The following is a 26724-nucleotide window of genomic DNA, read 5'->3' as shown; positions in this document are numbered from 1 at the left end:
TCGTCAGCCCCTCCGACGACTCACGACACGGTAGCACCACCGGTTCTCTCATCACCCATGCGATGCGAACCGCCCTGGGCGGGCAGCGCGACCTGCACGCGGGTGATCCGACCGGAGTCGACCATGAAGCCGCGACCGAGCGGGAAGTCCGACCGCGTGCACCGCGGGAACGCCGTGCGGAAGAGCGTCAGACCGTCGGTCTCCTCGGGCTGGAGCGCGATGCCGGCGCGGGCGGTCTTCAGCTCACCGAAGAGCTGCCAGGCGCTCGGAGCCGTGACGGTGTCGGCTTCGGCGAGCACGAACACCCCGGCGCGACGAGCAGCCTTGATCAGCCGCGCGACCTGCGACTCGGCCGGCAGCCCCTCGAAGTCGCCGACGTTCTCGATCACGATGAACGGCTCCGGTCCGGTGCCCCCGCCTGACTCGAGCGCCGTGGCGAGGCGTCCGGCGAGCGCGTCCGCCGAGTCGGAGTCCGTGGCGAGCTCGGCCCAGGCGGCGGCGTCCCGGAGCGCGCTGCGCCGCCCGACGACCAGGTAGGCCGGTCGGTCGGGGAACGTCGCCGTGACGGACCCGATGAGGGTGCGCATGGTCGTGCTGCGGCCGGAACCGAACGGGCCGGTGACGACGAACAGGCCGTCGGTCGGGATGCCGACGGCGCCGAGGGTGTCGTCCGCCAGGCCGATCGTCGGACGACCACCGACGGACGAGCCGAGGGTCCCGACGTCGACCACGGCCGGCAACCGGCGGATCTCCGGGGTGCGCGGCACGTGACGGTCGACGAGCGACGCGGCGAGGGCCTCCACGGCCGCCGCCTGCACCACGAGGTCGGCACTGCCGGCGGGGACGGCGACCTGGAGTTCGTGCTCGTCCACGAGCCCGCGCCCGGGGACGGCGTCGTCCAGGACGTCGGCCGGCACGTCCGCGGCGTTGTACTCGATCTCGCTCGCGAGTCGGAGCACGATCCGTTCGCCGATGTTGGCCTGCAGGTTCGTCGGGAACGCCCCGACGCGGTCCGCCGCCATCACGAGGTGGATGCCGAGCGAACGACCGGTCGACGCCAGGGACAGCACCTGGTCGAAGAGCTGCAGCGTTCCCGGACGGAACTCGTACTCGTTCCGGAAGGCCCCCATGCCGTCGATGAGCACCAGGATGCGCGGCTCGGCCGTGCCGGTGACTGCGCGGTACTCAGTCAGGGACGCCGTGCGGGCAGCCGCGAACCGGGTGGACCGGTCGGCGATCGTCGCTTCGAGGTCGGTGAGCAGCCGGGTGATGCGTTCGTCGTCCGGCCCGCTGATGACGGACCCGACGGTCGGCAGGGCCTCGAGCATGGACAGCCCGCCTCCGCCGAAGTCGAGTGCGTGGATCTGCACCGGGTGCCGGTCGGCCACGGCGGACGCGGCGACCGCCACGGCGCGGAGGGCAGTGGACTTCCCTGAACCACCCGCGCCGATGACGGCGACGTTGCCCGCGGCGTCGAGGTCGACCGCGTACGCCGACTGGCGCTGGTCCTCTGGGATGTCGAGCGTGCCGATGACGAGCGCCGCACCGGTGGAGGGTGCCAGCGTGCCGAGGTCGACGGTCTCGCCGAGCTGGTCGAGCCAGGGCTTGCGCGGGATCGACAGCGCGCGACGGTCAGCGGCTGCGGCGATGGTGTGCGCGAGCCGTTCGATGTCCTTCGCCCGGGTGGTGTCCCGCGGGGCACGGACGGCGCTCGGCCACATCGTGCCCGGGCCGAACGGGAAGTCCTGCACGTCGACGTCGGGTTCGTGCACGACGACGTCGTCGGACCGGCCACCGAGGTACGCGGTCTGGAAGTCCAGCACGCGCCCCGGGCCCGTCTTGGCCGCGGCACGACCGGGGGTGCCCGGGTCGAACCAGGCCGCGTCGGGGACGCCGAGCACGTCGGAGCTGTCGACCTCGTCCGCGACGCGGAGGGCGATGCGGAGGTTCGTGTTGGCGCGGAGCGAGTCCTTGATGACCCCGCTCGGCCGCTGGGTCGCCATCACCAGGTGCAGGCCGAGCGACCGGCCGCGCTGGGCGACGTCGATGACGCCGTCGATGAACTCCGGGATCTCGGACGCGAGCGCGGCGAACTCGTCGATCACGATGACGAGCGCGGGCGGCGCGGCCGGGTCCCCACGCTGTTCGAGCGTGACGAGGTCCTTCGCGCCGCGCTCGTTCAGCAGGTGCTCGCGGTAGCGCAGCTCGGCGCGGAGCGAGGTCAGCGCACGCCGCACCAGGTGCGGGTTGAGGTCGGTGACGAGCCCCACCGTGTGCGGCAGCCCGACACACTCGGCGAACGCGGCACCGCCCTTGTAGTCCACGAGCAGGAAGGTCACGCGGTCAGGGGCGTACTCCGCCGCGATGCCCATGATCCAGGTCTGCAGGAACTCGCTCTTGCCGGACCCCGTGGTGCCACCGACGAGCGCGTGCGGTCCCTGCGCGCGGAGGTCGAGCGCGAGCGGCTCGCTCGGCCCCTGCCCGATGACGGCCCGGATGCCGCCGGCTTCGCGCCCGGCGCCGGGGACCCAGTCCGCGGTGAGGCTGTCGTTCTTCGACCACCGGCTGACGACGGCAGCGGGGTCGCCGGCGAGGTCGCCCTCGTACAGGTCGACGAAGGCCACGCTGTGCGGCAGGTCGGTCTCGTCGAGCACGCGGGCACCGGTGTCCTGCACCGGGGCGATGGCCCGGGCGACGGTGGCGGCTTCGAGCGGGTCGACGCGGTCGAGTTCGTCGAGCTCGACGGCCTGGCCGGTGCGCACGAACCCGACGGTCGCGGTGCCGCTCTGCCGGTCCAGCGTGATGTAGGTACGACACACCACCGGGAGCGCCTGCTGCGTCGGCGCGAGCCAGAGCACGAAGACCCCGAAGTCGGCGCCTTCCTCGGCGAGCGCCACGAGCCGGGCGCGGTCGGCCGGGGCCTCGGCGGTGACGACGACGAGCACCGCCGGGGTGGCCGGGAGCCGGTCGACGGACTCGCCGTGCTCCTCGTCGAGGGCACGGGACTCGTCGAGCCGGGACCGCACGTGCTCACCACGGCCGGCGCCGGCGTCGCGCCGGGTCGCCACGAGGCCCTCGAGCTCGGCGAGGAGCGTGGACGCCCCCGCGAAGTCGCGCACGAGGCCACCGGAACGCAGCGGGCTGTACGGCGAGTCGACGTGGGGCAGCCACTTCAGCCAGCCCCACTGGTCGGTGGTGGTGCCACCGGCGAACGCGGTGACGACGAGGTCGGCCGGGCTGTGGAGCCCGACGAGCTGCACCACGAGCGACCGGGCGACGTCGTCCGCCGCCAGACCGGTGCCGGCCACGCCGATGGCGCCAGCACGTTCGAAGGTCTCGATGACGGGGACCGGGCCGACGGTGGCGTACTCGTCGGCGAGGTCCTCGGCACGGTTCCAGTCGTCGACGCTGCCCGAGTTCTTCGACGGCACCGTGATGGTGGCACGCGAGGGCAGCGTGCCGGCACCGAACCGGACCTCGAGGAAGGTCGTGTGCTCGGGCTTGCGCGTCCAGAGGAGCTCGGAGCGGGAGCGCATGGCGGCCGTCACGACCGCCGGCGACGGAGACTCGGCGACCCTGGCCTGGACCTCGCGCTCGCGCTCGGCGGCGAGGCGGGTGCGGGTGTCGGCGAGCGACTCCTCGAACCGCTGGCGTTCGTCCCGCTTGCGCCGCTTCACCTGGACGCGCTGGTCGATCCAGGTGCCGATCATGATGACCGGCGAGAGCGCGATGAAGATCAGCGTGTACGGCTGCTTCGTGACGAGGAAGAGCACGGCGCCGAGCACGATCGGCGCCAGGATCGCCAGGATCGGCAACCGGGGCTTCTCGCCGGGCACCGGGATCTCGGGCAGGGTGAACTGCTTGCCGCGGTGCGCGGGCTCCACGCGCGGAGACCGGGAGAAGGCATCGTGTGCGGGTGCCCCGACCGACCCGGGAGCCACGGGCACACCGGGTGCCGCGAGCGGCACGATCCGCAGGCGGGACTCCCCCACCTGGATCGTCGTGCCGGGTTCGACGAAGGCGCGGGCGACGAGCCGGCCGTCCACCGCGACGCCGTTCGCGGAGTTGAGGTCGATCACCTCGATCGTGTCGCCGACCATCACCGACGCGTGTCGTCGGGAGACCTCGTGGTCGCCCGACAGGTAGACCTGCGCCATGGCGTCGCGACCGATCAGGTTCACGCCGTGCGTGAGCGTGTACTCGTGGCCGGCTTCCGGTCCGGAGAGCACCTGCACGATCGCCGCGGGGGCGTCCTCGACGTCGTCGCCCCGTCGGCGTTCCGTGGCGGGGACGATCTCGACCCGGCAGCCGGACCGCAACGAGGACTCGTGCACGGTCGCTGACGGGTTGAGCAGGCGCGCCTGCGGCCGGTCCGGGAACTGCACGCGCAGCGTCAGCGGGACGTCACCCACCGGACTGCCCGTGGCGAGCCGGTTGGCCAGGCTGCCGATCGTCGCCGTCACGTCCGCCGTGACGACGACGTCCTGCTCGGTCCCCGCCGTGTCCGCGATGGTCATCTTGAGTTTCACACGTCACCCCCGTGCCGACCATCGTAGAGGACCGCACCGACGGCCTGCGGACTTCTCCACAGGCCGGACGGGAGGCTCGTGGCGGCGCCGCCACGAGCCTCCCGTCCGCCGTCGGCGCGAGCCGACCCGCGTGGTACCGCCTACGCGCCGGTGCCGATCGCGTCGAGTTCGGCGACCGCGTCGGCCGGCAGGGTGAAGCCGGCTGCCGCGACGTTGTCGCGGAGGTGGGCCACCGACGAGGTGCCGGGGATCAGGAGGATGTTCGGGGAGCGCTGGAGCAGCCACCCGAGCGCGACGGTCAGGCGGGGCACGTCCAGGCGGGCTGCGACCGCGTCGAGGGCCTCGGACTGCAGGGGCGAGAACCCGCCGAGCGGGAAGTACGGGACGTACGCGATGCCCTGCTCGGCGGTGAGGTCGACGAGGGCGTCGTCCTCGCGGCGGGCGAGGTTGTAGAGGTTCTGGACACAGACCACGGGGGCGATGCCCTGCGCTTCGGCGAGCTGTTCGGCGGTCACGGTCGAGACGCCGAGGTGGTTGATCAGGCCCTGCTGCTGGAGCTCGGCGAGTGCCTCGAACTGGGGGGCGATCGAGCCGGGCTGCGGCGCGTCGAAGCCACCCATGCGGAGGTTCACGACGTCGAGCCGCTCCACGCCGAGCCGCTCGAGGTTGCCGTGCACCTGCTCGACGAGCTCGTGCGGTTCGCGGGCGTTCGGCCAGCCGCCCTTCGCGTCGCGTCGGGCACCGACCTTCGTCACGATGCGGAGGTCCGCCGGGTACGGGTGGAGGGCCTCGCGGATGATCTCGTTCGTGACGTGCGGGCCGTAGTAGTCCGACGTGTCGATGTGCGTGATGCCGAGCTCGACCACCGTGCGGAGGACGCGGATCGCCTCGTCACGGTCGGCCGGTGGCCCGAAGACCCCCTTGCCGGCCAGCTGCATCGCGCCGTACCCGACGCGGGTGAGTTCGAGGTCGTCGGCGAGGCGGAAGGTGCCACCGGGGAGGGTCGTGTTCGTCATGGTGTCCACGATGCTCCGCCCACGCTGATCGTGGCAGGCCCTGTCGGTCCTCGGATCAGCGGCCCCGACCCGTTCGGCCCCGATCCGTTCCCCCGGGCCGGTGCTGGCTGGCGTCAGGCGCGGTGTCCGACGACGCGGCGGACGGCGTCCTCGACCCGTCCACGGCGCACGTCGAGGTCGACGGGCTCCAGCAGTGCTCCAGTGGGCAGGGACGTCTCGGCGGCGACGATGCCCAGGACGTACGCCAGGAGCTCGGCGGGGTCGAACTCGTCCGGGTCGACCGCTCCCCCACCGGACTCCGCCAGCAGCGCGATCGCGGCGACGACGTCCGGCTCGTCGAGGGTCGGGACCCGTGCGCCGCCGAACACCCGCGCGGTCAACTCGCCCGCGAACCGCGGGAGGTCGTCCGGGTCGAACCGCGCACCGCCGAGGATCACCATGGAGCGATCCTACGGAGCGGGTCGGCGGACGGGCTTCGGGAACGTGGAGCGCATGTGGTCGGAGGTGAGCACGTCACCGATCCCGACCATCAGGACCGAGAACAGGATCTGCTCGACGACCATCCAGAACGGGTAGAGCCCGGGGATCGCCGCGATGATGAGCGTCACGATCGGGAAGACGCGGCTGAACAGGCGGAGCCGCTGGTACGCCCAGTAGTAGCCGAGCTGCGCCCGCCAGGCGAAGACGTAGAGCGTCAGGGTGATGAGCAGCACGACGGTCGCACGGAACCACACTGCCCACGGCACCGTCTGGCCGAGGTGGGTGAGCACGACGGCGATCACGATCGCCGCCAGGCCCACGACGGTCTCCGCGACGAGCAGCCAGCGGATCCACCGGAACGAGCGCACGGTGTCCGGGTGCGCGAGCATGTCCTGCCGGATGACGTAGCCCGCCTGACGTCCGCCGGCGAGACGGTCGAGCCGCAGCCGGCACCACACCCGGTCGGCGAGGGAAGGCAGCGTCACCCGACCATCGTGCCGTATGCGGGGAGCAGTTCCGCACCACCCATGATCGTGGTGGTGTTCCAGTCGAGGACGACGAGCGAGTGCACCGGGTCCGGCAGGATCTGCGGGATGGTGACCTCGATCACGGCGGTCGTCGCGCCGTGCGGGACGACGCCGACCTCGACCGGGTTGCCGTCCGGCACCCAGCGTGCGCCGCGCCGACCGGCGATGACGTCGCCGGCGGTCAGCTGCACGCGGATGTCGGCCGTGGTCAGGTCGGTGGCGAAGTCGGTGATCGTCACCCGGACGCTCCGCTCGCCGGACCGGACGACCTCGACCCGTCCGGTCGTACGGGCGCCGATCGGCACGATCTCGCCCTCGACGGGCAGGCCGGTGCGGTACCAGGGCTTGTCCACCGGGGGCAGCGTGGGTGCCGCCGACGTGGTGTCCCGCACGAGGGGCTCCGGGGTGGACCGGCCGGTCGGGACCGGGAGCGACAGCAGCACGGCGACGGCGACCACGCCGGCGAGGACGCTCAGACCACCTGCGATCCGTCCGGCGCGCGCGGAGCCCGACAGGGGTGACATGCACGGATCGTACGCCGGACGGGGGACGACGGCGAGGGCCCGCCGACGGTCCCGGGGACGAGCGGCTCCCGGGGACGAGCGGGTCCTGGGAACGACGACGGCCGCCGGGGGCATCGCCCCGGCGGCCGTCTGTCGTGCTGGTTCGGATCAGGTGCGCTTCCGGCGCTCGCGGACACGCATGTTCACGGTGATCGGCGTGCCGGCGAAGCCCCAGACCTCGCGCAGACGCCGCGTGATGAACCGGCGGTACTGCGGGTCGAGGAACTGGGTCGTGAAGAGCACGAACGTCGGCGGCTGGCTGGCTGCCTGCGTGCCGAACAGGATCCGGGGCTGGCGGCCACCGCGCACCGGGTGCGGGTGCTCCTGCACGAGCTCGGCGATGAAGGCGTTGACCTTGCCGGTCGGGATGCGGGTGTCCCACGACTCGAGCGCGGTCTCGAGGGCCGGGACGAGGCGTTCGAGGTGCCGACCGGTGCGCGCCGAGATGTTCACGCGCGGGGCCCAGGCGACGTGCGCGAGGTCCTGCTCGATCTCGCGCTCGAGGTAGCGCCGGCGCTCGTCGTCGAGGAGGTCCCACTTGTTGTAGGCCAGGACGAGGGCACGACCGGACTCGAGGACCAGGTCGATGATGCGGAGGTCCTGCACGGAGACCGGCTCGGTGACGTCGAGGACGACGACGGCGACCTCGGCCTTCTCGAGCGCGGCGGTGGTGCGGAGCGAGGCGTAGAAGTCGGCGCCCTGCTGCAGGTGCACGCGCTTGCGGATGCCGGCGGTGTCGACGAAGCGCCAGACGCGGCCGCCGAGTTCGACCTGCTCGTCCACCGGGTCGCGGGTGGTGCCGGCGAGCTCGTTGACGACGACGCGCTCTTCACCGGCGGCCTTGTTGAGCAGTGAGCTCTTGCCGACGTTCGGTCGACCGAGGATCGCGACACGACGCGGGCCGCCGAGCTCCTGCTTGGCGACGGCGGAGATCTCCGGCAGCGTCGAGATGATGAGGTCGAGGAGGTCCGCGACACCACGGCCGTGCAGCGCCGACACGGGATGCGGTTCGCCGAGCCCGAGGTTCCACAGCTCGAAGGCGTCGAGGTCGCGACGCTCGTCGTCGGACTTGTTCGCCACGACGATGACGGGCTTGTCCGTGCCGCGGAGCATCTTCACGACGTGCTCGTCGGTCGCGGTGATGCCGACCGTCACGTCGACCACGAACAGGACGGCGTCGGCGAGGTCGATGGCGACCTCGGCCTGGAGCGCCACCGAGGCGTTGATGCCCTTGGCGTCCGGCTCCCACCCGCCGGTGTCGACGAGGGTGAAGCGCCGGTCGTTCCACTCGGCTTTGTAGCTGACGCGGTCACGCGTGACACCGGGGACGTCCTGCACGACGGCCTCTCGGCGACCGAGGATGCGGTTCACGAGCGCCGACTTGCCGACGTTCGGCCGGCCGACGATCGCCAGCACGGGCAGCGCCGGCAGGTACGCGATGCCGTCCGGGCCGAGCTGCGCGGTCTCGAGGAGCGCGACGTCTTCCGCGTCGAGGTCGTAGTCCTCGAGCCCGGCGCGGAGCGCGGTCGCCCGCTGCTCGGCCTCGGACTCGTCGAGGCTCGCGAGTCGGTCGCCCAGTGACTCGTCGTACTCCGGGAAGTCGTCGTGCTCTGGTCCGTTGTCCGGTTGCGCCATGGTGGGTTCCTTGCCGGCGACCCTGTGGTCGCGTGTGTGTGTCAGTGTCCGGCCGTACGGGCCAGGTCGACGACCGCCTGGACGGTCTGGTCGAAGTCGAGGTCGGTGGAGTCGAGCGTCGTGACGCCGTCCGCGGCGTTCATGAAGTCGACGACCTTCGCGTCGGCGGCGTCTCGTCGGGCGAGTGCTGCCGAGGTGTCGGCGGCCGACTGGGTCGAGACCTCTGCCGAGCGCCGTGCCATCCTAACCTGTTCGTCGGCGGTCAGCAGGATGCGGACCTCGGCGTCGGGTGCGACGACGGTCGTGATGTCGCGGCCCTCGGTGATGATGCCCTTGGCGTCGGTCGTGCGCATGATGGTCCGGAAGAGCTGCACCAGGCGTGTGCGGACCTCCGGGAGCTTGGCGATGTGCGCCACCGCGGCGGTCACGTCCGGGGTGCGGATGGCCTCGGTCACGTCGGTGTCGCCGACGCGGACGAAGTAGGCGTCGGGGTCGGTGCCGATCGTGTAGTCGAAGGTGTCCCAGCTCGCCAGGACGGCCGCGGGGTCGTCGAGGTCGACCTGCTGCTGGAGCGCGTGCCACGCCAGCGCACGGTAGGCGGCGCCGGTGTCCTGGTACCCGAAGCCGAGCAGGCGGGCAGCGGCGCGGGAGACGCTCGACTTGCCGCTGCCGGCGGGACCGTCCACGGCGATGACGAACTTCGCCACGTAGGCGCCGTCCGCCAGCCCGGCAGGCATCGGGTCGCGGGTCAGGCCCGGCTCGCCGCCGCCCAGCCCGTCGGTGCCGCCGGAGGGTCCGGTCACCGGGCCCGGCTGGTCGCCGGGGGTGGGGAGACCGGTGTCGGGGCCGCTGGGCCCGCCGGTGATCCCGGAGTCGTTGGTGCGTCCGTCGTCGTTCAGGCCCATGCTGCTGCGATCCTCCATCCGCGACCCTCGAGTTCCTCGATGAGCCGCTGTTCCTGCTCGGGGACGACCGACACCTCGACGATGCCGATCGGTGCGCCCGGTGAGTGCTCGAGGCGCAGGTCCTCGAGGTTGATGCCGATCTCGCCGATGGTGGTCAGCAGGTCGGCGATCTGCCCGGGTCGGTCGTCGACGAGCACGACGACCTGGGCGAACCGTCTGGTGGTGCCGTGCTTGCCCGGCAGGCGTTCGACGCCGCGGTTGCCCGACGCCATCGTCTCGGCGATCGTCCGCGGTGCGCCCGGGGCGTCCGGGTCGTCGAGGGCGTCGATCAGCCGGCTGAGTTCGCCCTGCAGGTCGACCAGCACGGGCCGGATGTGCGCGGCGTTCGCACCGATGATCTGGACCCAGAGTCCGGGGTCGCTCGACGCGACGCGGGTGACGTCACGCACGCCGCCGCCGGCCAGGCCCAGTGCGGCTTCGGGGGCGTCACGCAGTCGGGACGCCATCAGCGTGGACACGAGCTGCGGCACGTGGGACATGATCGCGACGGCCTGGTCGTGCGGGCCGGGCTCCATCGGGACCACGGTCGCACCGAGGTCGAGCGCGAGGGCCTCGACCACGGCGGCGCGTCGGTACGTGATGTCGTCGTGCCCGGCGATGACCCAGGGCCGACCGATGAACAGGTCGGCGCGGGCGGCGGTGGGACCGCTGCGCTCGCGGCCGGCCATGGGGTGCGAACCGATGTAGCGGGAGACGTCGGCACCGGCGGCCCGCAGCCGCTCGAGCGGGACCGACTTCACGCTGGCGACGTCGGTCACGACGGCCTCGGGGTGGGCGGTCAGCTCGCGGGCGACGACCTGCGCCGTGACGTCCGGCGGGACCGCGACGACGACGAGTTCGGGGGCGTCGTGCTCCGTCGGGCGACGACCGGCGCCGTAGTCGACGGCGAGCGCCAGCGCCGCCGGGGAGACGTCGTCGAGGATGACGTCGACGCCCTGCTGCCGGAGGCCGAGGCCGATCGACGCGCCGAACAGACCGGTGCCGACGATCCGGACGGGTCCCCGCAGACGGCGGTCGACCTCAGGGGTCGGGTCGTGCGGGGTGGGCGTGGTCACGCGGCAAGCCTACCGACCGAGGCCGGACGCACAGCGCCCGGCCTCGGTCGTGGGTCGACCGTCGGTCAGTCGGTCGTGTCCTCCTCGGAGGAGTCCGGGCCGGAGCGTGCGTCCGCACCGGCGCTGCGGGCGATGCCGAGCAGTCCGCCGAGCTCGACACCGCTCAGCTCGCGGGTCCGGCCGCTCGGCAGGGTGCCGAGGTGGAGCGGACCGAACGAGCGTCGCACGAGCTCGAGCACCGGGTGGTCGACGGCGTCGAACATGCGCCGGACGATCCGGTTGCGGCCGGAGTGGAGGGTCAGCTCGAGGAGGGACTCCCCCCGCGACGACTCGAGCAGACGGACCTTGTCGGCGGCGATCCGGCCGTCCTCCAGGTCCACGCCGTCGAGCAGCTGCTGCACGGTCGCCGGGTTCACGTTGCCCGCGACCTTCGCGACGTAGGTCTTCGCGACGCCGAACGACGGGTGCGCGAGCACGTGGGCGAGCGCGCCGTCGTTCGTCAGCAGCAGCAGGCCCGCGGTCTCGGCGTCGAGCCGCCCGACGTTGAACAGCCGCTCCTCGTACTTGTCGACGTACTGCGACAGGTCCGGGCGGCCGCGCTCGTCGAGCATGCTCGACACGACGCCCGTCGGCTTGTTCAGCAGGACGTACCGGCGCGAGGTGTCGACCTGCACGGGGACGCCGTCGACGGTGATCTCGTCCTTCTCGGCGTCGACACGACGACCGAGTGCCTCGACGACCTCGCCGTTGACCGACACGCGGCCCTCGGCGATCAGGTTCTCGGCGACACGACGGGACGCGACACCAGCGGCGGCGATGACCTTCTGCAGGCGCTCACCCTCGGGCTGCAGCTGCTCGGGGGCCGCAGCGGCGCCGTCGGCGTCCCACTCCGGGATGATCGGGCGTTCCGGGGTGCCCTCGAGCGGCGCGCCGTGGTCGTCGCGCTGCCCTGCGGGTCGCGGGGTCGTCGCCTTGTTGCGGACCGTGGCCGTGCCGCCGACGTAGCGGCGTCCGTTGTGCCAGACGCGGCTGGCGTCACTGCCCTCGCGGGGCGCACCACGACGGTCGTCGCGGCGGTCCCGGTCCTCGCGGCGGTCGCGCTGGTCCTTGTCGGACGAGCTCCACCGGGGGCGCTCGGTCCGACGGTCGCCGGTCGGGGCCGAGCGGCGGTCACCGGACGGGCCTCCGCGGTCGTCGCGGCGAGGAGCGCCACGGTCGTCCTGGCGCGGACGGTACCCGCGGTCGTCGTCGCGGCGGGGAGCACCACGGTCGGCGGCGCCACGGTCGTCCCGGCGGGGGGCGCCACGGTCGTCGCGGCGAGGAGCGCCACGGTCGTCCTGGCGCGGACGGTACCCACGGTCGTCGTCGCGACGGGGGAACCCACGGTCACCGGCGCCTCGGTCGTCGCGGCGAGGAGCACCACGGTCGTCCTGACGGGGGCCGTACCCACGGTCGTCGTCGCGGCGCTGGAACCCACGGTCACCGGCGCCACGGTCGTCACGACGGGGAGCGCCACGGTCGTCACGGCGGGGGCCGCCACGGTCGTCGTCACGGCGGACGAAGCCACCGTCCCGACGGCCACCACGGTCGTCCTCACGGCGGACGAAGCCACCGTCACGACGGGGAGCACCCCGGTCGTCGTCACGGCGCCCGTACCCGCGGTCGTCGCCGCGCGGAGCACCACGGTCGTCCCGACGGGGAGCGGAGCGGTCGTCCTGGCGCGGGCGGTACCCACGGTCGTCGTCGCGTCGGCCCTGCGGGCGGTCGTCACGACGGCCGTACCCGCGGTCGTCGCGCTGTCCGCCGCGGTCGTCCCGCTGGCCGGGGGCGCCGGAACGCCCGCCGTACCCACCACGGTCCGCGCCACCACGGTCCGAGCCGTACCCACCGGACCGACCGGCAGGAGCGCCGGAACGGCCGCCGTACCCACCACGGTCCGAGCCACCGCGGTCGGACCCACCCGAACCACCACGGTCCGAGCCGGACCGACCGGCAGGAGCGCCGGAACGGCCGCCGTACCCCCCACGGTCAGAACCGCCACGGTCAGAGCCGTACCCGGAGCGACCGGCACCGCCGTCACGACCGGCACCGCCGGAGCGACCAGCCCCACCAGCGCGACCCGGTCCACCTGCGCGGTCCGAGCCTCCTGACCGGTCTGGGCGTCCGCCGGACCGGCCGTCGTCTCGTCTGTCCTCATACGCGGCCATCGGGGATCCCTTCGTTCTGCTCGAAGCCGTCGACGCCGTCCTCCAGGAGGGGCGAGATGAGCGGCAGTTCCTCGAGCGAGTTGATGCCGAGCTGCTGCAGGAGCAGGTCGGATGTGACGTAGTTGATGGCTCCGGTCTCGGAGTCGGTGAACGACTCCTCGATGAGACCGCGGGCCACGAGGGTGCGGACGACGCCGTCGACGTTGACGGCGCGGATCGACGCGATCTGGGAGCGCGTGATCGGCTGCTTGTAGGCGACGACGGCGAGCGTCTCGAGCGCGGCCTGCGACAGGCGGGACGGCCGCTCGGCCTCCACGAACTGCTCGACGACGTCGTCGAGGTCCGCGCGGACGTAGAAGCGCCAGCCGCCACCGACCTCGCGGAGTTCGAACCCGCGGCGGACGGTGCCGTCGACGCCGTCGAAGTCCGCGACCAGCCGTTCGACGGCCTGGCGCACGACGGGGACGGGTGCTCCGACCGCGGTGCCGAGCGCGACGAGCGACTGGGGTTCGTCGGCGATCATCAGGATGGCCTCGAGCTGACGGTCGACGGCGACGTCGGCCACATCGGCCACGCTGGCGACATCGGCGACGACCCGGGCCTCGGCGTCGTCGTCGTGTCCCGCCGCCGCGTGCGCGCGCATCGACTGCTCGATCGCCCGTGCGTCGGCGAGCTCGTCCGCCCCGCCCGGTTCGGCGCTCGAGACGTCGTGCACGTCATCCGTCATAGTCGGCTCCAAGATTGGCGAGGCTCTCGTCGGTCCAGTGCTCCGCGGTCCACCGCAGGGTGAGCTCCCCCAGCGGTTCGTCCTGCTCGAAGGTGATCGACGCCGTGCGGTACAGCTCGAGGATCGCGAGGAAACGAGCCACAACGATACCCGCCGTGTCGACCCCGGCGACCAGTTCCCGGAACGCGACGTCCGGATCGCCCGACTCGGCGCGGGTCCGGAGGATCGACACGACGACCGCCGCTTGCTCGCGGATGCTCACGAGCGGGGCGTGCAGGTGGTCCAGGCCGACCGTGGGGATCTCCCGCGGGGCGAAGGCCAACGTGGCGAGCGCGGCGAAGTCCTGCGCCGTCAGGGTCCAGACGAGCTCGGGGGTGCGGGCGCGGAACCGTTCCTCGAGCCGGACGCTCCGCGCGTGCCGGCGCGACTCGGTGCCCCAGCGCGTGCCGAACCAGTCGGCGGCCTGCTTGAACGCGCGGTACTGCAGGAGCCGGGCGAAGAGCAGGTCCCTGGCCTCGAGGAGGGCGACGTCCTCGGCGTCGACGAGCTCGCCCTGGGGCAGGAGCCCGGCGATCTTCAGGTCGAGCAGGGTCGCGGCGACGACGAGGAACTCGCTCGCCTCGTCGAGTTCGTCGACCGACTCGGCCTGGCGCACGTACGCGATGAACTCGCCCGTGACGACGCCGAGGGCGACCTCGGTGATGTCCAGCTCGTGCTTGGTGATGAGCGAGAGCAGGAGGTCGAACGGCCCGTCGAAGTTCCGCAGGCGGACGCGGAAGCCCTGGCCGGCAGCGGGAGCGGCGTCGGCAGGAGGGGTGCCAGCGGCAGCGGGGTCAGGCGACGGCGCCACGCTGGACGAGCTCCCGTGCGAGCTGCCGGTACGAGTGCGCCGCGGCGTGGTCCGGCGCGGTCTGCGTGATGGGACGCGCGGACACGGTGGCGTCGGGGAACTTCACGGTGCGGGAGATGACGGTGTCGAGCACGCGGTCGTCGAAGGTGTCGACGACGCGCTCCATGACCTCGCGGGAGTGCAGCGTCCGCGAGTCGTACATGGTGGCGAGGATGCCATCGAGCTGCAGGGCGGGGTTCAGTCGGTCGCGCACCTTGTCGATCGTCTCGATGAGCAGGGCGACGCCGCGCAGCGCGAAGAACTCGCACTCGAGCGGGATGAGCACGCCGTGCGCTGCGGTGAGCGCGTTCACGGTGAGGAGGCCGAGCGACGGCTGGCAGTCCACGAGGATGACGTCGTAGTCCCCGGCGACCTTGCGCAGGACGCTGGCCAGGATCTGCTCACGGGCGACCTCGTTGACCAGGTGGACCTCGGCGGCCGACAGGTCGATGTTCGCCGGGATCACGTCGAGGTACGGGGTGTTCGTCGGCTGGATGACCTGGTTCGGGTCCTTGATCGAGCCCATCAGCAGGTCGTAGACCGTCGGGATGTCGTGGGTGCGCACGCCGAGGCCCGCGGACAGGGCGCCCTGCGGGTCGAAGTCGACGGCGAGGACCTTGCGGCCGTACTCCGCGAGCGCGGCGCCGAGGTTGATGGTCGTGGTGGTCTTGCCCACCCCGCCCTTCTGGTTGCACAGGGCGATGATGCGGGCCGGACCGTGGCCGTCGAGCTCCTCGGGGATGGGGAACGCCCGAACGGGCCGGCCGGTCGGACCGTAGGTGGTCTCGCCGGTGCCGGACTGGGGCGTCGGGTTGGTGCTCACCTGGTCATCGTACCGGCGCACCACGCCGAGACCGGGCCCGCACCGCCGTGCCGCGCCACGCCTGCCTCCGGCTCAGGCTCAGGCCGGCCGCAACGCCACCCGCATGCTGTCCACCCGCTCCGCGATGACGGCGTCCGCTGTCCACCGCTGCTGCAGCCGCCCCACGAGCTCCCCGACCTGCTCGCGGTCGAGCCCCGGGTGCAGCGCGAGCCCCACGGTCAGCTCCGGCCCGGCGAACCGCCCGAGGGGGTCCCCCGGGGAGAGCTCGACCCGTGCCACGGCGGACTCCCCCACGACCGAGTCCGCGAAGGCCTGCCCCACGGCAGGGTCCTCGAAGCACGGCGTCCAGGCGAGGTCCTGCCCGATCGCCCAGACCGCGGGACGTCGGAGCACGAACTCGCTCGTGGACGTCGGGTCGAGCACGACGAGCTGGGTGTCCTCGCTCGCGGCAGCCATCGCCACGCGGCGGGCCTCCACCGGGATCGGCCGCGCGGTCGCGTCCCAGGCCTGCATCGCCGCGACGGAGGTGAACGCCGGCATCACCGTGCGCCCGTCCGGTCCGGCGACCGTCACGATGGACAGCTCCTGCGTCTTGTCGACCAGCCGGCCGTCCGGGGTCTCCCCGACCTCGCCGGCCTCGGCGACGAGTGGGATGAGCAGGCGGGCAGAGGCGAGCGCCGACACCACTGCGGCCTGCGATCCACCATCCTCCAGCCCGGCGATCGCGGCCAGGACCGCCGGATCGGCCAGGCCGTCGTCGTCGGCGAAGGCGTCGTCGTGGCTGTCGAAGGTGCGTCCGGCCCACGGGAAGCCCGCGGAGTCCGCCGGCGCGTGCCCGTGCTCGTGCGCGTCCTCGGGTCCGCCACCGCGGCCGTTCGAGATGCCGGCCACGACTACTCCGAGGCGACGTCGAGTGCGGCCGGCAGCGTGAACGCCCGGGAGTAGAGCGCCTTGCCCATGATCGCGCCCTCGAGGCCGTGCGGGACCAGTTCGCGCAGGGCGACGAGGTCGTCGAGGGTGGAGATGCCGCCGGACGCCACCACGGGCTGGTCGGTCCGGTCGCACACCTTCCGGAGCAGCTCGAGGTTCGGGCCCTGCAGGGTGCCGTCCTTCGTCACGTCGGTCACGACGTAGCGCGCGCAGCCCGCCTCCTCCAACCGGTCGAGGACCTCCCACAGGTCGCCGCCCTCCTTCGTCCAGCCGCGGCCGGACAGCGTCGTCCCGCGGACGTCGAGCCCGACGGCGACCTGGTCGCCGTACTCACCGATGACCCGTGCGGCCCACTCCGGGTTCTCCAGCGCAGCCGTGCCGAGGTTCACCCGTGCGGCACCGGTCGCGAGTGCGGCCTTCAGCGACGCGTCGTCGCGGATGCCGCCGGAGAGCTCGACCTGCACGCCCTCGACCTCGTGGATCGCCTTCGCGATGACCCGCCGGTTGTCGCCGCGGCCGAACGCCGCGTCGAGGTCGACGAGGTGGATCCACTCCGCGCCCTGGTCACGCCAGGTGCGTGCGGCGGCCACCGGGTCGCCGTAGCCGGTCTCGCTGCCGGCCTCGCCCTGGGTCAGGCGGACGGCCTGGCCGTCGACGACGTCGACGGCGGGCAGCAGGACGAGGGGCGGGGTCGAGGTCAGCTCGGTCATGGTCCTGTCGGTTTCGTCGTTGGTGGATCTCGGGCCGATCGGCGGATGCGCCGGCTCAGACCGGTTTCGGAACGGCACCGGTCGGGAGGCTCGGCGCGGGTCCGCCCCGAGCGTCGCCACCGGCGCGGCGCGGGTCAGAGCGAGTCGACCCAGTTGCGCAGGAGCCGGATGCCCGGCTCCCCCGACTTCTCCGGGTGGAACTGCGTGGCGGTGAGCGGACCGTTCTCGACGGCGGCGACGAAGCGCTGCCCGTGCTCGGCCCAGGTGAGCTTCGGCGCACGGAACGGGCCGTAGGCGTCGAGCGGGAAGTCCGTGACGCCGAACGAGTGCACGAAGTAGAACCGCTCGTCGTGCAGGCCGTCGAACAGCACGGAGTCGGTCGGCGCGTCGACGGTGTTCCAGCCCATGTGCGGCAGCACCTCGGCCTGGAGCTGGTCGACCGTGCCGGGCCACTGCGCGAGGCCCTCGACGTCGGTGCCCCGCTCCACACCGCGCGAGAACAGCACCTGCATGCCGACGCAGATCCCGAGCACCGGGCGGCCGCCGGCGAGACGGTGGTCGACGATCTCCCCGCCCTGCACGCTCTCGAGCTGGTCGATCACGGCGCCGAACGCACCGACGCCGGGGACCAGGAGCCCGTCGGCCTCGAGCGCCGCACGCTTGTCGGAGGTCAGCGTGACGTCGGCACCCGCACGCTCCAGGGCCTTCGCCGCGGAGTGCACGTTGCCGGAGCCGTAGTCCAGGACGACGACGTTCTTGCCACCGGTGCTCACAGGGCGCCCTTCGTCGAGGGGATGCCGTCGACGCGGGGGTCGAGCTCGACCGCACGGCGCATGGCCCGCGCGAACGCCTTGAACTCCGCCTCGGCGATGTGGTGCGGGTCGCGACCGCCGAGCACGCGCACGTGCACGGTGATCCCGGCGTTGACGGTGATGGCCTCGAACACGTGGCGCACCATCGACCCGGTGAAGTGTCCGCCGATGCGGTGGTACTCGAAGCCCTCCGGCTCCCCGGAGTGCACCAGGTACGGGCGGCCGGAGACGTCGACGACGGCCTGGGCGAGCGCTTCGTCGAGCGGGACGAGGGCGTCACCGTAGCGGCCGATGCCGGCACGGTCGCCGAGCGCCTGCTTGAGCGCCTGGCCGAGCACGATGCCGGTGTCCTCGACGGTGTGGTGCACGTCGATGTCGGTGTCGCCGGTCGACCGCACGCGCAGGTCGATCAGCGAGTGCTTGCTGAACGCGGTGAGCATGTGGTCGAAGAACGGCACGCTCGTGCTGATGTCGGAGGTGCCGGTGCCGTCGAGGTCGAGCGACAGGGACACGCTCGACTCGCTCGTCGAACGGGTGATCTCGGCGGTGCGGGCGGTCATGCTCCAACCCTAACCGGCGGCTGTTCCGCGGCCACCCGGCGCATGGCGTCGAGGAACGCGGTGGTCTCCTCCGCCGTGCCGGCACTCACGCGGAGGTGGTTCGGGATGCCGAGGTCGCGCACGATGACGTCCTGGTCGAGCAGCGACTCGAAAGCCGCCTGCGGGTCGGCGACGCCCCCGAACAGGACGAAGTTGGACCAGGTGTCGTGCGGCGTGTAGCCCATCGCACGCAGCTCGGTCACCATGCGGTCCCGCTGGCCGCGGATGTCGTCGACCATCGCGAGCATCTCCGGGGCGTGCCGGAGTGCAGCGACCGCGGCCGCCTGCGTCAGCGCCGACAGGTGGTACGGCAGACGCACCAGCCGCAGGGCGTCGACCACGGCCGGGTGCGCGGCCAGGTAGCCGACGCGGGCCCCGGCGAACGCGAAGGCCTTGCTCATGGTGCGGGACACCACGAGACGCTCGCGTCCGGGCAGCAGCGTGAGCGCCGTCGGTTGTCCCACCGGCATGAACTCGGCGTAGGCCTCGTCCACCATCACGATGCCGTCGGTGGCGTCGTAGACGGCCTCGATCGTCGCGAGGTCGAGGGGCGTGCCGGTCGGGTTGTTCGGCCCGCACAGGAAGACGATGTCCGGCTGGTGCTCGCGCACGGCAGCCGTGGCGGTCTCCGGCGAGATGCGGAACTCGGCGTCGCGCTCGGCCGGGATCCACCGCGTGCCCGTGCCCGACGCGATGATCGAGTGCATCGAGTACGTGGGCGGGAAGCCGAGGACCGAGCGGCCCGGACCACCGAAGGCCTGCATGAGCTGCTGGATGACCTCGTTCGAGCCGTTGGCGGCCCAGATCTGCTCCGCGACCAGCCCGTGCCCGAGGTACCCGGCGAGGGACTCACGCAGTTCGGTGAACTCCCGGTCCGGGTAGCGGTTCACCGTGCCGAGCGCCCGCCGGACCGACTCGACGATGTCGTCGGCGACGTCCTGCGGGACGGGATGCGTGTTCTCGTTGACGTTGAGCTGCACGCGCACGTGCTTCTGCGGGGCGCCGTAGGGGCTCTGACCGCGGAGGTCGTCTCGGATCGGGAGGTCTTCGAGCGTGAATGCCACCGATCCATCGTAGAGCGGTCGGGCAGGTCCGCGCCCGGCCGTCCGGACGGGTTACTTCGTGTCGGCGTACTTGGTCGGGATCGCCAGCTGTTCGCCGGCCTGCACACCCGAGCCGTCGAGCGCGTTCAGGTTCACGACGTCCTGCACGAAGTCGCGCGGGTCGGCGTTGGGGGCGGTCTCCTCAGCCAGCTGCCAGAGGGTCTCGCCGGGCTCGACCGTGACGGTCTGGAAGTGGACGTCCGCGGAGGTGTTGCCGGCCGAGGCCTGCCCACCGTTCAACGCGACGACCGCGACGACGACCAACACCGGCAGCGCTGCGAGCGTGGTGAAGACCATGCGACCGCGGCGGGTGAGGCGCAGCCGTGAACGAACGACCGTGCTGTGCATGCCAGCGAGGCCGCTGCTGCTGATCGTGCTGCCGTTGATGACGCCGATGGTGCTCATGTCGTTGTGCCTTCCTGCTCGGATGACCCGAAGCCCTGTACCGAACATACGTTCGAACAACGGGACGCACAAGTCCCCTGGGGCAGATCGGGGCGGATTTCTGTGCGACACGCTCGAACAGGTGTTTGTCCGGCAGAGTGCGGTCGGATACTGTTTCGACTGACTTGGACAAGTCTCACGGGGACCACCGACATTCCTGGGACGGCCATCCACGGTCCGACGAGAAGGCGAGACGACGTGGCGGACGAACTGCGGGTCCAGAAACCGCTGACGGCGAAGCAGCAGGCGATCCTCGACGCGATCCGAGCGTCGATCGCCAGCCGGGGCTACCCGCCGAGCATGCGTGAGATCGGCGACGCCGCGGGGCTCTCCTCGTTGTCGAGCGTCTCCCACCAGCTCGGGCAGCTCGAGCTCGGCGGCTGGATCCGGCGCGACCCGAACCGGCCGCGTGCCCTCGAGGTGCTGGTCGACGAACCGACGCCCGACGTGGACGGCCCGGACGTCGACGCCACCACGCTCGTGCCCCTGGTCGGGCGCATCGCCGCCGGTGTCCCGATCACCGCGGAGCAGCACGTGGACGAGATCATCCCGCTGCCCCGTCAGCTCGTCGGCACGGGTGACCTCTTCATGCTCAAGGTCGTCGGTGAGTCGATGATCGACGCCGCCATCTGCGACGGCGACTGGGTCGTCGTCCGCGCACAGCAGACCGCGGAGAACGGCGACATCGTCGCCGCCATGCTCGACGAGGAAGCGACCGTCAAGGTCTTCCGGCAGCGGGACGGCCACACGTGGCTGCTCCCCCGCAACACCGCGTTCGAGCCCATCCTCGGCGACGCCGCCACGGTGCTCGGCAAGGTCGTCGCGGTCCTCCGCTCGCTCTGAGCGCACTGGTCACGGGGCGCACGGAGAACGGCCAGGAGGCTCGCCCTGCGGACGCAGGTCGGGCCTCCTGGCCGTTCGGCTGGGATCAGACGGACGCGACCGGCGCGACCACGTACGGGTCCAGCTCGGCGACCTGGCGCTGGAAGACGCGCACCCGCAGGCGCGTGCCGTCCTCGACGTAGTCGACGGACTCGACCGATCCCGCGTCGTGCAGGTGCGAGACGAGGTCGCCGCGGTCGTACGGCACCACGACGGTGAGCTCGACGTCCGGCTCGGGCAGGCGGTCCTCGATCGCCTGCAGCAGCTCCGGGATGCCCTCGCCGGTGCGTGCGGAGACGAACACGGCGTCGGGGGCGAGCCCCACGAGCACCATGCGCTGCGTGTCGTCGATGAGGTCGGCCTTGTTGAAGGCGACGATCTCCGGGATGTCACGCGCGCCGACGTCACCGATGACCTCGCGCACCGTCGCCAGCTGTGCGGCGGGGTCCGGGTGCGACCCGTCGACGACGTGCACGATGACGTCCGCCTCGCCCACCTCCTCGAGCGTGGAACGGAAGGCCTCGACGAGCTGGTGCGGCAGGTTGCGCACGAAGCCCACGGTGTCGACGAAGGTGAACTCGCGACCCTTGGTGCTCTCGGTCCGGCGGACCGTGGCATCCAGCGTCGCGAAGAGCTGGTTCTGCACGAGCACACCGGCGCTCGTCAGGCGGTTCAGCAGCGAGGACTTGCCGGCGTTGGTGTAGCCGGCGATGGCGACGCTCGGCACGTCGTTGCGGTGCCGGTCGGCGCGCTTGGCCTCGCGTGCCGGGGCGAAGCCGGCGATCTGGCGCCGGAGCTTCGACATCCGGGTGTGGATGCGACGACGGTCGAGCTCGATCTTCGTCTCACCAGGGCCACGCGAGCCCATGCCGGCACCGCCGGACACCTGGCCACCGGCCTGGCGGGACATCGACTCGCCCCAGCCGCGGAGGCGGGGCAGCAGGTACTCGAGCTGCGCGAGTTCGACCTGCGCCTTGCCCTCCCTGGTCTTGGCGTGCTGGCTGAAGATGTCGAGGATCACGGCCGTGCGGTCGATCACCTTGACCTTCACGACGTCCTCGAGCGCACGGCGCTGCGAAGGCGCCAGCTCGGTGTCGGCGATCACGGTGTCCGCGCCGGTGGCCTTGACGACCATCGCGAGCTCCTCGGCCTTGCCCTTGCCGAGGTAGGTCGCCGGGTCGGGGTTCGGGCGGCGCTGCAGCAGCCCGTCGAGGACCACGGCACCCGCGGTCTCGGCGAGGGCGGACAGCTCCCGCATGGAGTTCTCGGCGTCGGCGGCGTCGCCCTGGGCGTACACGCCGATGAGGACGACCTGTTCGAGCCGGAGTTGCCGGTACTCGACCTCGGTGACGTCTTCGAGTTCGGTGGAGAGGCCCGCGACGCGACGCAGCGCTGCGCGGTCCTCACGGTCGTACTGGTCGCCGTCGCCGGACCAGCCGGTGTCGTCGACCGATCGGGTCTGGATGGCCTGCGCCGGGGCGAAGATGGACGAGCTGGCTCGCGAGTCGGCGTTGCGCAGCACGCGCTCGACGACGCCGTCGCCTTCAGCTTGGTTGTTGGGTTCCGTCATGCTGTCCACAGGGTACCTCCGGCGCCCTCAGGACACACGGGGTTCCCGGTACGGTTCTTCCATGGCGAACGACCACTACTTCTCGGCCACCCCGGAGAGCCAGGCGCGACCGCGGCAGATCGAGGTCACCCTGGCGGGGCGTTCGCTGTCGCTGACCACCGCTGCCGGTGTCTTCAGCCCCGACGGGCTCGACCGTGGCACCCGGGTGCTGCTGAACGCGGTGCCGGCTCCTGCCGCCGACGGGGCCCTGCTCGACGTCGGCTGCGGGTGGGGGCCGCTCGCGATCACGATGGCGCTGCGCTCCCCGGACACGCAGGTGTGGGGCGTCGACGTCAACGAGCGGGTGCTGGACCTGGCGGGGCAGAACGCCGCGACGGCCGGGGCTGCGAACGTGTCGATCGCGCTGCCGTCCGAGGTTCCGGCTGACCTGCGCTTCCGCACGATCTGGTCGAACCCGCCGATCCGTGTGGGCAAGGACGAACTCCACGCGATCCTGCTGACCTGGCTCCCCCGGCTCGAGGTCGCGGGCGACGCCTGGCTCGTCGTCTCGAAGGACCTCGGCGGGGACTCCCTGCAGAAGTGGCTGGGCGAGGCACTCGGTGCGTCGTACGCGGTCACCCGGGCGACGACGGACAAGGGGTTCCGCGTGCTGCGGGTGCGGCGCACGGCGGAGTAGGGCGGCGGCGGGGCGGGTCGCTGCGGGGGCGCACGCGCCCGCGCGCGGTCGTTGCCTCCACCCGCACAGTGCGTGTTCGCTCAGCCGGTGCGAGGTTGCGCACCCCGTGCGCCGCGACGACCCCGCACCGAGTGCGGAACCGCGCACCACGCGGACCGGCCGGGAGGCGCGGCGACCGTCACCGACGTCGGCCAGCCGGGGCGAGCCTCCCGGCAGGAGACCGCACCGTGCGCGACCGGGAGCGCGCTGCGCGCAGCCCAGCGCCCGCCCGTCAGACCGTCAGGTCCCCCGAGAACACGAGCTCGGCGGGCCCGGCCAACGACACGTGCTCGCCGTCCTCCGCTGCGAACATCCGCACGGTGACGACCCCACCGGGGACGCGTACGCGCCAGGTGTCCGGTGCCGACGACCCCGCCCAGTGCCGCGTCGCCAGAGCGGCTGCCACGGCACCGGTGCCGCACGACAGCGTCTCGCCGCTGCCCCGCTCGTGCACGCGCATCGTGATCTGCCCGATGCCGTCCTGCACCAGGGGCTCGCCCGGCAGCACGAACTCGACGTTCGCCCCGGCGGCCGGCGCGGGGTCGAGCACGGGGATGAAGGTCAGGTCGAGGTCGGCGAGTTCGTCCTCGGTCGCTAGCGCCACGACCACGTGCGGGTTGCCGACGTCGATGCCGAGGCCGGGTCGGGCCTGGTCGAGGTCCTTCGCGCGCACGAGCACGTCGTCCGCACCGCCGCCCTCGATCCCCAGGTTCCATCGCCCGAGGTCCGCCGCGAACCCGTTCGCCTGTCGCTGGATGTCGACGATGCCCTTGCGGCTGCCGACGGAGAGCGTCTCCCCGGGTTCGAGGTCGACGAGCCCCGACTCGGTCAGGTACCGCGCGAACACCCGGATGCCGTTGCCGCACATCTCGGCGACCGTGCCGTCGGCGTTGTGGTAGTCCATGAACCAGGTGGCCGAGGGGTCCTCGGCCACGAGCTCGCGGCCCTCCGGGATGGCGTCCGAGCGCACGGCCCGGATGACGCCGTCCGCGCCCACGCCGAAGCGTCGGTCGGCGATCGCGCGGATGCGGTCCGGGGTCAGGTCGACCGTCGCGTCGGGGTCGGCGAACAGGACGAAGTCGTTGCCGGTCCCCTGGCCCTTGGTGAAGTGCAGCTCGGTCACGGCACGATCCTACGGGCCACCGCCGTCAGGCCGTCGCGGTCCGCTCCGGTGACGTCGAGTTCCTCGGCCTCGGCGTACCGGCGGAACCAGGACACCTGTCGTCGCGCGTACTTCCTGGTCGCGATGCCGGTGGCCTCCACCGCGTCCTCGACGCTCGCGTCCCCGCGCAGCACGTCGAGCGCCTGCGCGTAGCCGATCGCCGCCCGCGCGGTCCGGCCCTGCTCCAGCCCCCGGTCGCGGAGCCCGGCGACTTCGTCGACCAGCCCGTCCCGGAACATCCGGGCGGCGCGCTCGTGGAGCGCGGCGACGAGCTGCTCGCGGTCACGGCGCAGGTGCAGCACCCGGGCCGGACGCCAGGCGCGGGGCGCGGACGGGAGGCTCGTGGTCACGCGGTCCGACCGGCTCGCGATCTCGACGGCACGGATGAGTCGCCGTGGGTTGCGGGCGTCGATGGTCGCCGCCGCCGCCGGGTCGAGGTCCCGGAGCCGGGCCAGCAGCGGGGCCGGCCCGTGGTCCTCGTGCTCCTGCTCGAGCGCCCTGCGGAGCTCCGGGTCGGTGCCCGGGAAGTCGAGGTCGTGGAGCACCGAGGACACGTACAACCCGCTGCCGCCGACGAGCACCGCGACGCCGCCGTCCTCGAGCACGCGGTCGATCGTCGCGCGGGCGTCGCGCTGGTACGCGGCGACGCTGGCCTCGTCCGTGACGTCGAGCACGTCGAGCTGGTGGTGCGGGATGCCGTGCCGCTCGGGCTCGGGCACCTTCGCGGTGCCGATGTCCATCCCCCGGTAGAACTGCATCGCGTCGGCGTTGACGATCTCGGCCGTGCGGCCCTGCGCGCGGTGCCGGTCGGCGATCGCGATCGCGAGGTCGGACTTGCCCGTCCCGGTGGCCCCGACGACCGCGATCAGCCGCCCGGAGGCCTCAGCGCCCGACACGGAGCGACGGCAGGCCCAGCGACACGGGCTTCGGACCGCTGCCGGCAGCCGCGGGCGCGGGGACGCCGCAGGACTCGGCCGCGGCACGGTCCCAGGCCTCGCCGGCACGGGTCCGACGGATGCGCAAGGGGGCGTCACCGTCAGCGATGAGGAAGTGCGGTGCCGACCGGGTGACCTCCACGGTGACGACGTCGCCCGGTCGGGGGACGTCGGAACCGGCCGGGACGGCGAAGTGCACCAGGCGGGAGTCCTCGGCGCGGCCGGAGAGCCGGTGGGTGGCCTCGTCCTTCTTGCCCTCCCCCGTCGCGACCAGGACGTCGAGGGTACGGCCGACCTGCTTCGCGTTCTCCTCGGCGGTGATCCGCTCCTGCAGCGCCACGAGTCGCTCGTAGCGCGCCTGGACGATCTCCTTCGGCAGCTGGTCGTCCATCGTCGCCGCGGGCGTGCCGGGGCGGATGGAGTACTGGAACGTGAAGGCCGTCGCGAACCGGGCGGCTTCGACGACCCGGAGCGTGTCCTCGAAGTCCGCCTCGGTCTCGCCGGGGAAGCCGACGATGATGTCGGTGGAGATCGCGGCGTGCGGCATCGCCAGGCGTACCCGGTCGAGGATCCCGAGGAACCGCTCGCTGCGGTAGCTGCGCCGCATGGCCTTGAGGACCCGGTCGGACCCGGACTGCAGCGGCATGTGGAGCTGCGGCATGACGTTCGGCGTCTCGGCCATCGCGTCGATGACGTCGTCGGTGAACGCCGCCGGGTGCGGGCTCGTGAAGCGCACGCGTTCGAGCCCCTCGATCTGCCCCGTCGCGCGCAGGAGTTTGCTGAACGCCTGACGGTCGCCGAACTCGACCCCGTAGGAGTTCACGTTCTGCCCGAGCAGCGTGACCTCGATCGCGCCGTCGTCGACGAGTGCCTGGACCTCGGCGAGGACGTCCCCGGGCCGACGGTCCTTCTCCTTGCCGCGGAGCGACGGCACGATGCAGAACGTGCAGGTGTTGTTGCACCCGACCGAGATCGACACCCAGCCGCTGTGCGTCGACTCGCGCTTGGTCGGCAGCGTCGACGGGAAGACGTCGAGCGACTCGAGGATCTCGAGCTGCGCCTCGCCGTTGTGCCGCGCCCGCTCGAGCAGGGTCGGCAGGGACCCCATGTTGTGCGTGCCGAAGACGACGTCCACCCACGGGGCCTTCTCGAGGATGACGGCCTTGTCCTTCTGCGCCAGACACCCGCCGACCGCGATCTGCATGCCGGGGTGCTCGCGCTTGATGCCGGCCAGGAGCCCCAGGTTGCCGTAGAGCCGCTTGTCGGCGTTCTCGCGCACCGCGCAGGTGTTGATCACGACGACGTCGGCCTGCTCGCCGTCAGCTGCGACGTAGCCGGAGGCCTGCAGTGACCCGCTGAGCCGTTCCGAGTCGTGCACGTTCATCTGGCACCCGTAGGTGCGGACTTCGTAGGTGCGGGGGCGCGCTGCAACGGGGGCCATGGTCG

The 26724-nt window shown here is 72.3% G+C and carries 24 protein-coding genes; 2 read left to right on the top strand and 22 right to left on the bottom strand.

Features of this window, described 5'->3' with window-relative positions:
- Nucleotides 1-20 precede the first annotated feature (20 nt).
- The 18 genes from OVA28_RS10265 to OVA28_RS10180 all read right to left on the bottom strand — a co-directional run bounded on the left by OVA28_RS10265 (nt 21) and on the right by OVA28_RS10180 (nt 19975).
- On the bottom strand, nt 21-4517 hold the full coding sequence (locus OVA28_RS10265) for an FtsK/SpoIIIE domain-containing protein (protein ID WP_268096856.1): 4497 nt from the start codon (nt 4515-4517) through the stop codon (nt 21-23).
- Nucleotides 4518-4669: 152 nt separating this feature from the next.
- Nucleotides 4670-5545, bottom strand: coding sequence for an oxidoreductase (locus OVA28_RS10260; protein ID WP_268096855.1), 876 nt, complete (start codon nt 5543-5545; stop codon nt 4670-4672).
- 113 nt (nt 5546-5658) lie between these two features.
- A complete protein-coding gene (locus OVA28_RS10255) occupies nt 5659-5985 on the bottom strand; it encodes a hypothetical protein (protein ID WP_268096854.1) in 327 nt (108 codons plus the stop codon).
- Between the two features lie 9 nt (nt 5986-5994).
- A complete protein-coding gene (locus OVA28_RS10250; protein ID WP_268096853.1) occupies nt 5995-6510 on the bottom strand; it encodes a hypothetical protein in 516 nt (171 codons plus the stop codon).
- The gene (locus OVA28_RS10245) at nt 6507-7076 is read right to left on the bottom strand and encodes a hypothetical protein (protein ID WP_268096852.1); all 570 of its coding nucleotides are present in this window, start codon (nt 7074-7076) and stop codon (nt 6507-6509) included. Before OVA28_RS10245 ends, OVA28_RS10250 begins: the two co-directional genes overlap by 4 nt.
- A 147-nt stretch (nt 7077-7223) precedes the next feature.
- Complete coding sequence (der, locus tag OVA28_RS10240; protein ID WP_268096851.1) at nt 7224-8750, bottom strand: ribosome biogenesis GTPase Der; 1527 nt, start codon at nt 8748-8750, stop codon at nt 7224-7226.
- 41 nt (nt 8751-8791) lie between these two features.
- Nucleotides 8792-9487 (bottom strand): (d)CMP kinase, encoded by a 696-nt coding sequence (gene cmk / locus OVA28_RS10235; protein WP_268098191.1) that lies wholly within the window; start codon nt 9485-9487, stop codon nt 8792-8794.
- 158 nt (nt 9488-9645) lie between these two features.
- Nucleotides 9646-10770, bottom strand: a complete 1125-nt coding sequence (locus OVA28_RS10230; RefSeq protein ID WP_268096850.1) for a prephenate dehydrogenase — start codon at nt 10768-10770, stop codon at nt 9646-9648.
- Between the two features lie 65 nt (nt 10771-10835).
- A complete protein-coding gene (locus tag OVA28_RS10225) occupies nt 10836-11621 on the bottom strand; it encodes a pseudouridine synthase (protein ID WP_194663264.1) in 786 nt (261 codons plus the stop codon).
- Between the two features lie 1342 nt (nt 11622-12963).
- The gene (gene scpB / locus OVA28_RS10220; protein WP_194663221.1) at nt 12964-13704 is read right to left on the bottom strand and encodes an SMC-Scp complex subunit ScpB; all 741 of its coding nucleotides are present in this window, start codon (nt 13702-13704) and stop codon (nt 12964-12966) included.
- Nucleotides 13694-14554, bottom strand: coding sequence for a segregation and condensation protein A (locus tag OVA28_RS10215; RefSeq protein WP_442780780.1), 861 nt, complete (start codon nt 14552-14554; stop codon nt 13694-13696). The genes scpB and OVA28_RS10215 overlap by 11 nt, the downstream gene beginning before the upstream one ends.
- Complete coding sequence (locus OVA28_RS10210; RefSeq protein ID WP_268096849.1) at nt 14538-15416, bottom strand: ParA family protein; 879 nt, start codon at nt 15414-15416, stop codon at nt 14538-14540. Before OVA28_RS10210 ends, OVA28_RS10215 begins: the two co-directional genes overlap by 17 nt.
- A 78-nt stretch (nt 15417-15494) precedes the next feature.
- A complete protein-coding gene (locus OVA28_RS10205; protein ID WP_268096848.1) occupies nt 15495-16307 on the bottom strand; it encodes an SseB family protein in 813 nt (270 codons plus the stop codon).
- Between the two features lie 2 nt (nt 16308-16309).
- The gene (priA, locus tag OVA28_RS10200) at nt 16310-17056 is read right to left on the bottom strand and encodes a bifunctional 1-(5-phosphoribosyl)-5-((5-phosphoribosylamino)methylideneamino)imidazole-4-carboxamide isomerase/phosphoribosylanthranilate isomerase PriA (protein WP_268096847.1); all 747 of its coding nucleotides are present in this window, start codon (nt 17054-17056) and stop codon (nt 16310-16312) included.
- A 134-nt stretch (nt 17057-17190) separates the two neighbouring features.
- The gene (gene hisH / locus OVA28_RS10195; RefSeq protein WP_194663228.1) at nt 17191-17829 is read right to left on the bottom strand and encodes an imidazole glycerol phosphate synthase subunit HisH; all 639 of its coding nucleotides are present in this window, start codon (nt 17827-17829) and stop codon (nt 17191-17193) included.
- A complete protein-coding gene (gene hisB / locus OVA28_RS10190) occupies nt 17826-18428 on the bottom strand; it encodes an imidazoleglycerol-phosphate dehydratase HisB (RefSeq protein ID WP_071270853.1) in 603 nt (200 codons plus the stop codon). The genes hisH and hisB overlap by 4 nt, the downstream gene beginning before the upstream one ends.
- Nucleotides 18425-19531 (bottom strand): histidinol-phosphate transaminase, encoded by a 1107-nt coding sequence (locus OVA28_RS10185; protein WP_268096846.1) that lies wholly within the window; start codon nt 19529-19531, stop codon nt 18425-18427. The genes hisB and OVA28_RS10185 overlap by 4 nt, the downstream gene beginning before the upstream one ends.
- 51 nt (nt 19532-19582) lie before the next feature.
- Nucleotides 19583-19975: a LysM peptidoglycan-binding domain-containing protein gene (locus tag OVA28_RS10180; protein ID WP_268096845.1), complete on the bottom strand. Its 393-nt coding sequence runs from the start codon at nt 19973-19975 to the stop codon at nt 19583-19585.
- 237 nt (nt 19976-20212) lie between these two features.
- Between OVA28_RS10180 and lexA the strand changes: the two genes are divergently transcribed.
- Nucleotides 20213-20857 carry a transcriptional repressor LexA gene (gene lexA / locus OVA28_RS10175; RefSeq protein WP_194628009.1) on the top strand — a complete coding sequence of 215 codons (645 nt, stop codon included), beginning with the start codon at nt 20213-20215 and terminating at the stop codon, nt 20855-20857.
- An 85-nt stretch (nt 20858-20942) separates the two neighbouring features.
- Here the strand turns inward: lexA and hflX are convergent, their stop codons facing one another.
- Nucleotides 20943-22466, bottom strand: a complete 1524-nt coding sequence (hflX, locus tag OVA28_RS10170; protein WP_194663234.1) for a GTPase HflX — start codon at nt 22464-22466, stop codon at nt 20943-20945.
- Nucleotides 22467-22527: 61 nt separating this feature from the next.
- Between hflX and OVA28_RS10165 the strand changes: the two genes are divergently transcribed.
- Nucleotides 22528-23142: a class I SAM-dependent methyltransferase gene (locus tag OVA28_RS10165; protein WP_268096844.1), complete on the top strand. Its 615-nt coding sequence runs from the start codon at nt 22528-22530 to the stop codon at nt 23140-23142.
- Nucleotides 23143-23413: 271 nt separating this feature from the next.
- On the opposite strand, the gene dapF is transcribed toward OVA28_RS10165, so the two are convergent.
- Genes dapF through miaB form a run of 3 tightly spaced genes read right to left on the bottom strand, consistent with a single transcriptional unit; the run spans nt 23414 to nt 26719 of the window.
- Nucleotides 23414-24304, bottom strand: a complete 891-nt coding sequence (dapF, locus tag OVA28_RS10160; protein WP_268096843.1) for a diaminopimelate epimerase — start codon at nt 24302-24304, stop codon at nt 23414-23416.
- On the bottom strand, nt 24301-25239 hold the full coding sequence (gene miaA / locus OVA28_RS10155; RefSeq protein WP_268096842.1) for a tRNA (adenosine(37)-N6)-dimethylallyltransferase MiaA: 939 nt from the start codon (nt 25237-25239) through the stop codon (nt 24301-24303). Before miaA ends, dapF begins: the two co-directional genes overlap by 4 nt.
- Entirely contained in the window at nt 25226-26719 is a 1494-nt protein-coding gene (gene miaB / locus OVA28_RS10150) for a tRNA (N6-isopentenyl adenosine(37)-C2)-methylthiotransferase MiaB (RefSeq protein WP_268096841.1), read from the bottom strand. Before miaB ends, miaA begins: the two co-directional genes overlap by 14 nt.
- Between the last annotated feature and the right edge of the window lie 5 nt (nt 26720-26724).

The organism is Curtobacterium sp. SL109, assembly GCF_026672405.1.
GTDB lineage: Bacteria > Actinomycetota > Actinomycetes > Actinomycetales > Microbacteriaceae > Curtobacterium.
This window is presented reverse-complemented; position numbering and strand designations above follow the sequence as displayed.

Coding starts and splice junctions, on each gene's coding strand:
- hflX (WP_194663234.1), bottom strand. CDS start 22,466: ATGACGGAACCCAACAACCAAGCTGAAGGCGACGGCGTCGTCGAGCGC.
- der (WP_268096851.1), bottom strand. CDS start 8,750: ATGGCGCAACCGGACAACGGACCAGAGCACGACGACTTCCCGGAGTAC.
- OVA28_RS10260 (WP_268096855.1), bottom strand. CDS start 5,545: ATGACGAACACGACCCTCCCCGGTGGCACCTTCCGCCTCGCCGACGAC.
- OVA28_RS10165 (WP_268096844.1), top strand. CDS start 22,528: ATGGCGAACGACCACTACTTCTCGGCCACCCCGGAGAGCCAGGCGCGA.
- cmk (WP_268098191.1), bottom strand. CDS start 9,487: ATGCCTGCCGGGCTGGCGGACGGCGCCTACGTGGCGAAGTTCGTCATC.
- OVA28_RS10180 (WP_268096845.1), bottom strand. CDS start 19,975: ATGAGCACCATCGGCGTCATCAACGGCAGCACGATCAGCAGCAGCGGC.
- priA (WP_268096847.1), bottom strand. CDS start 17,056: ATGACCGAGCTGACCTCGACCCCGCCCCTCGTCCTGCTGCCCGCCGTC.
- hisB (WP_071270853.1), bottom strand. CDS start 18,428: ATGACCGCCCGCACCGCCGAGATCACCCGTTCGACGAGCGAGTCGAGC.
- scpB (WP_194663221.1), bottom strand. CDS start 13,704: ATGACGGATGACGTGCACGACGTCTCGAGCGCCGAACCGGGCGGGGCG.
- OVA28_RS10265 (WP_268096856.1), bottom strand. CDS start 4,517: ATGACCATCGCGGACACGGCGGGGACCGAGCAGGACGTCGTCGTCACG.
- OVA28_RS10245 (WP_268096852.1), bottom strand. CDS start 7,076: ATGTCACCCCTGTCGGGCTCCGCGCGCGCCGGACGGATCGCAGGTGGT.
- miaB (WP_268096841.1), bottom strand. CDS start 26,719: ATGGCCCCCGTTGCAGCGCGCCCCCGCACCTACGAAGTCCGCACCTAC.
- OVA28_RS10255 (WP_268096854.1), bottom strand. CDS start 5,985: ATGGTGATCCTCGGCGGTGCGCGGTTCGACCCGGACGACCTCCCGCGG.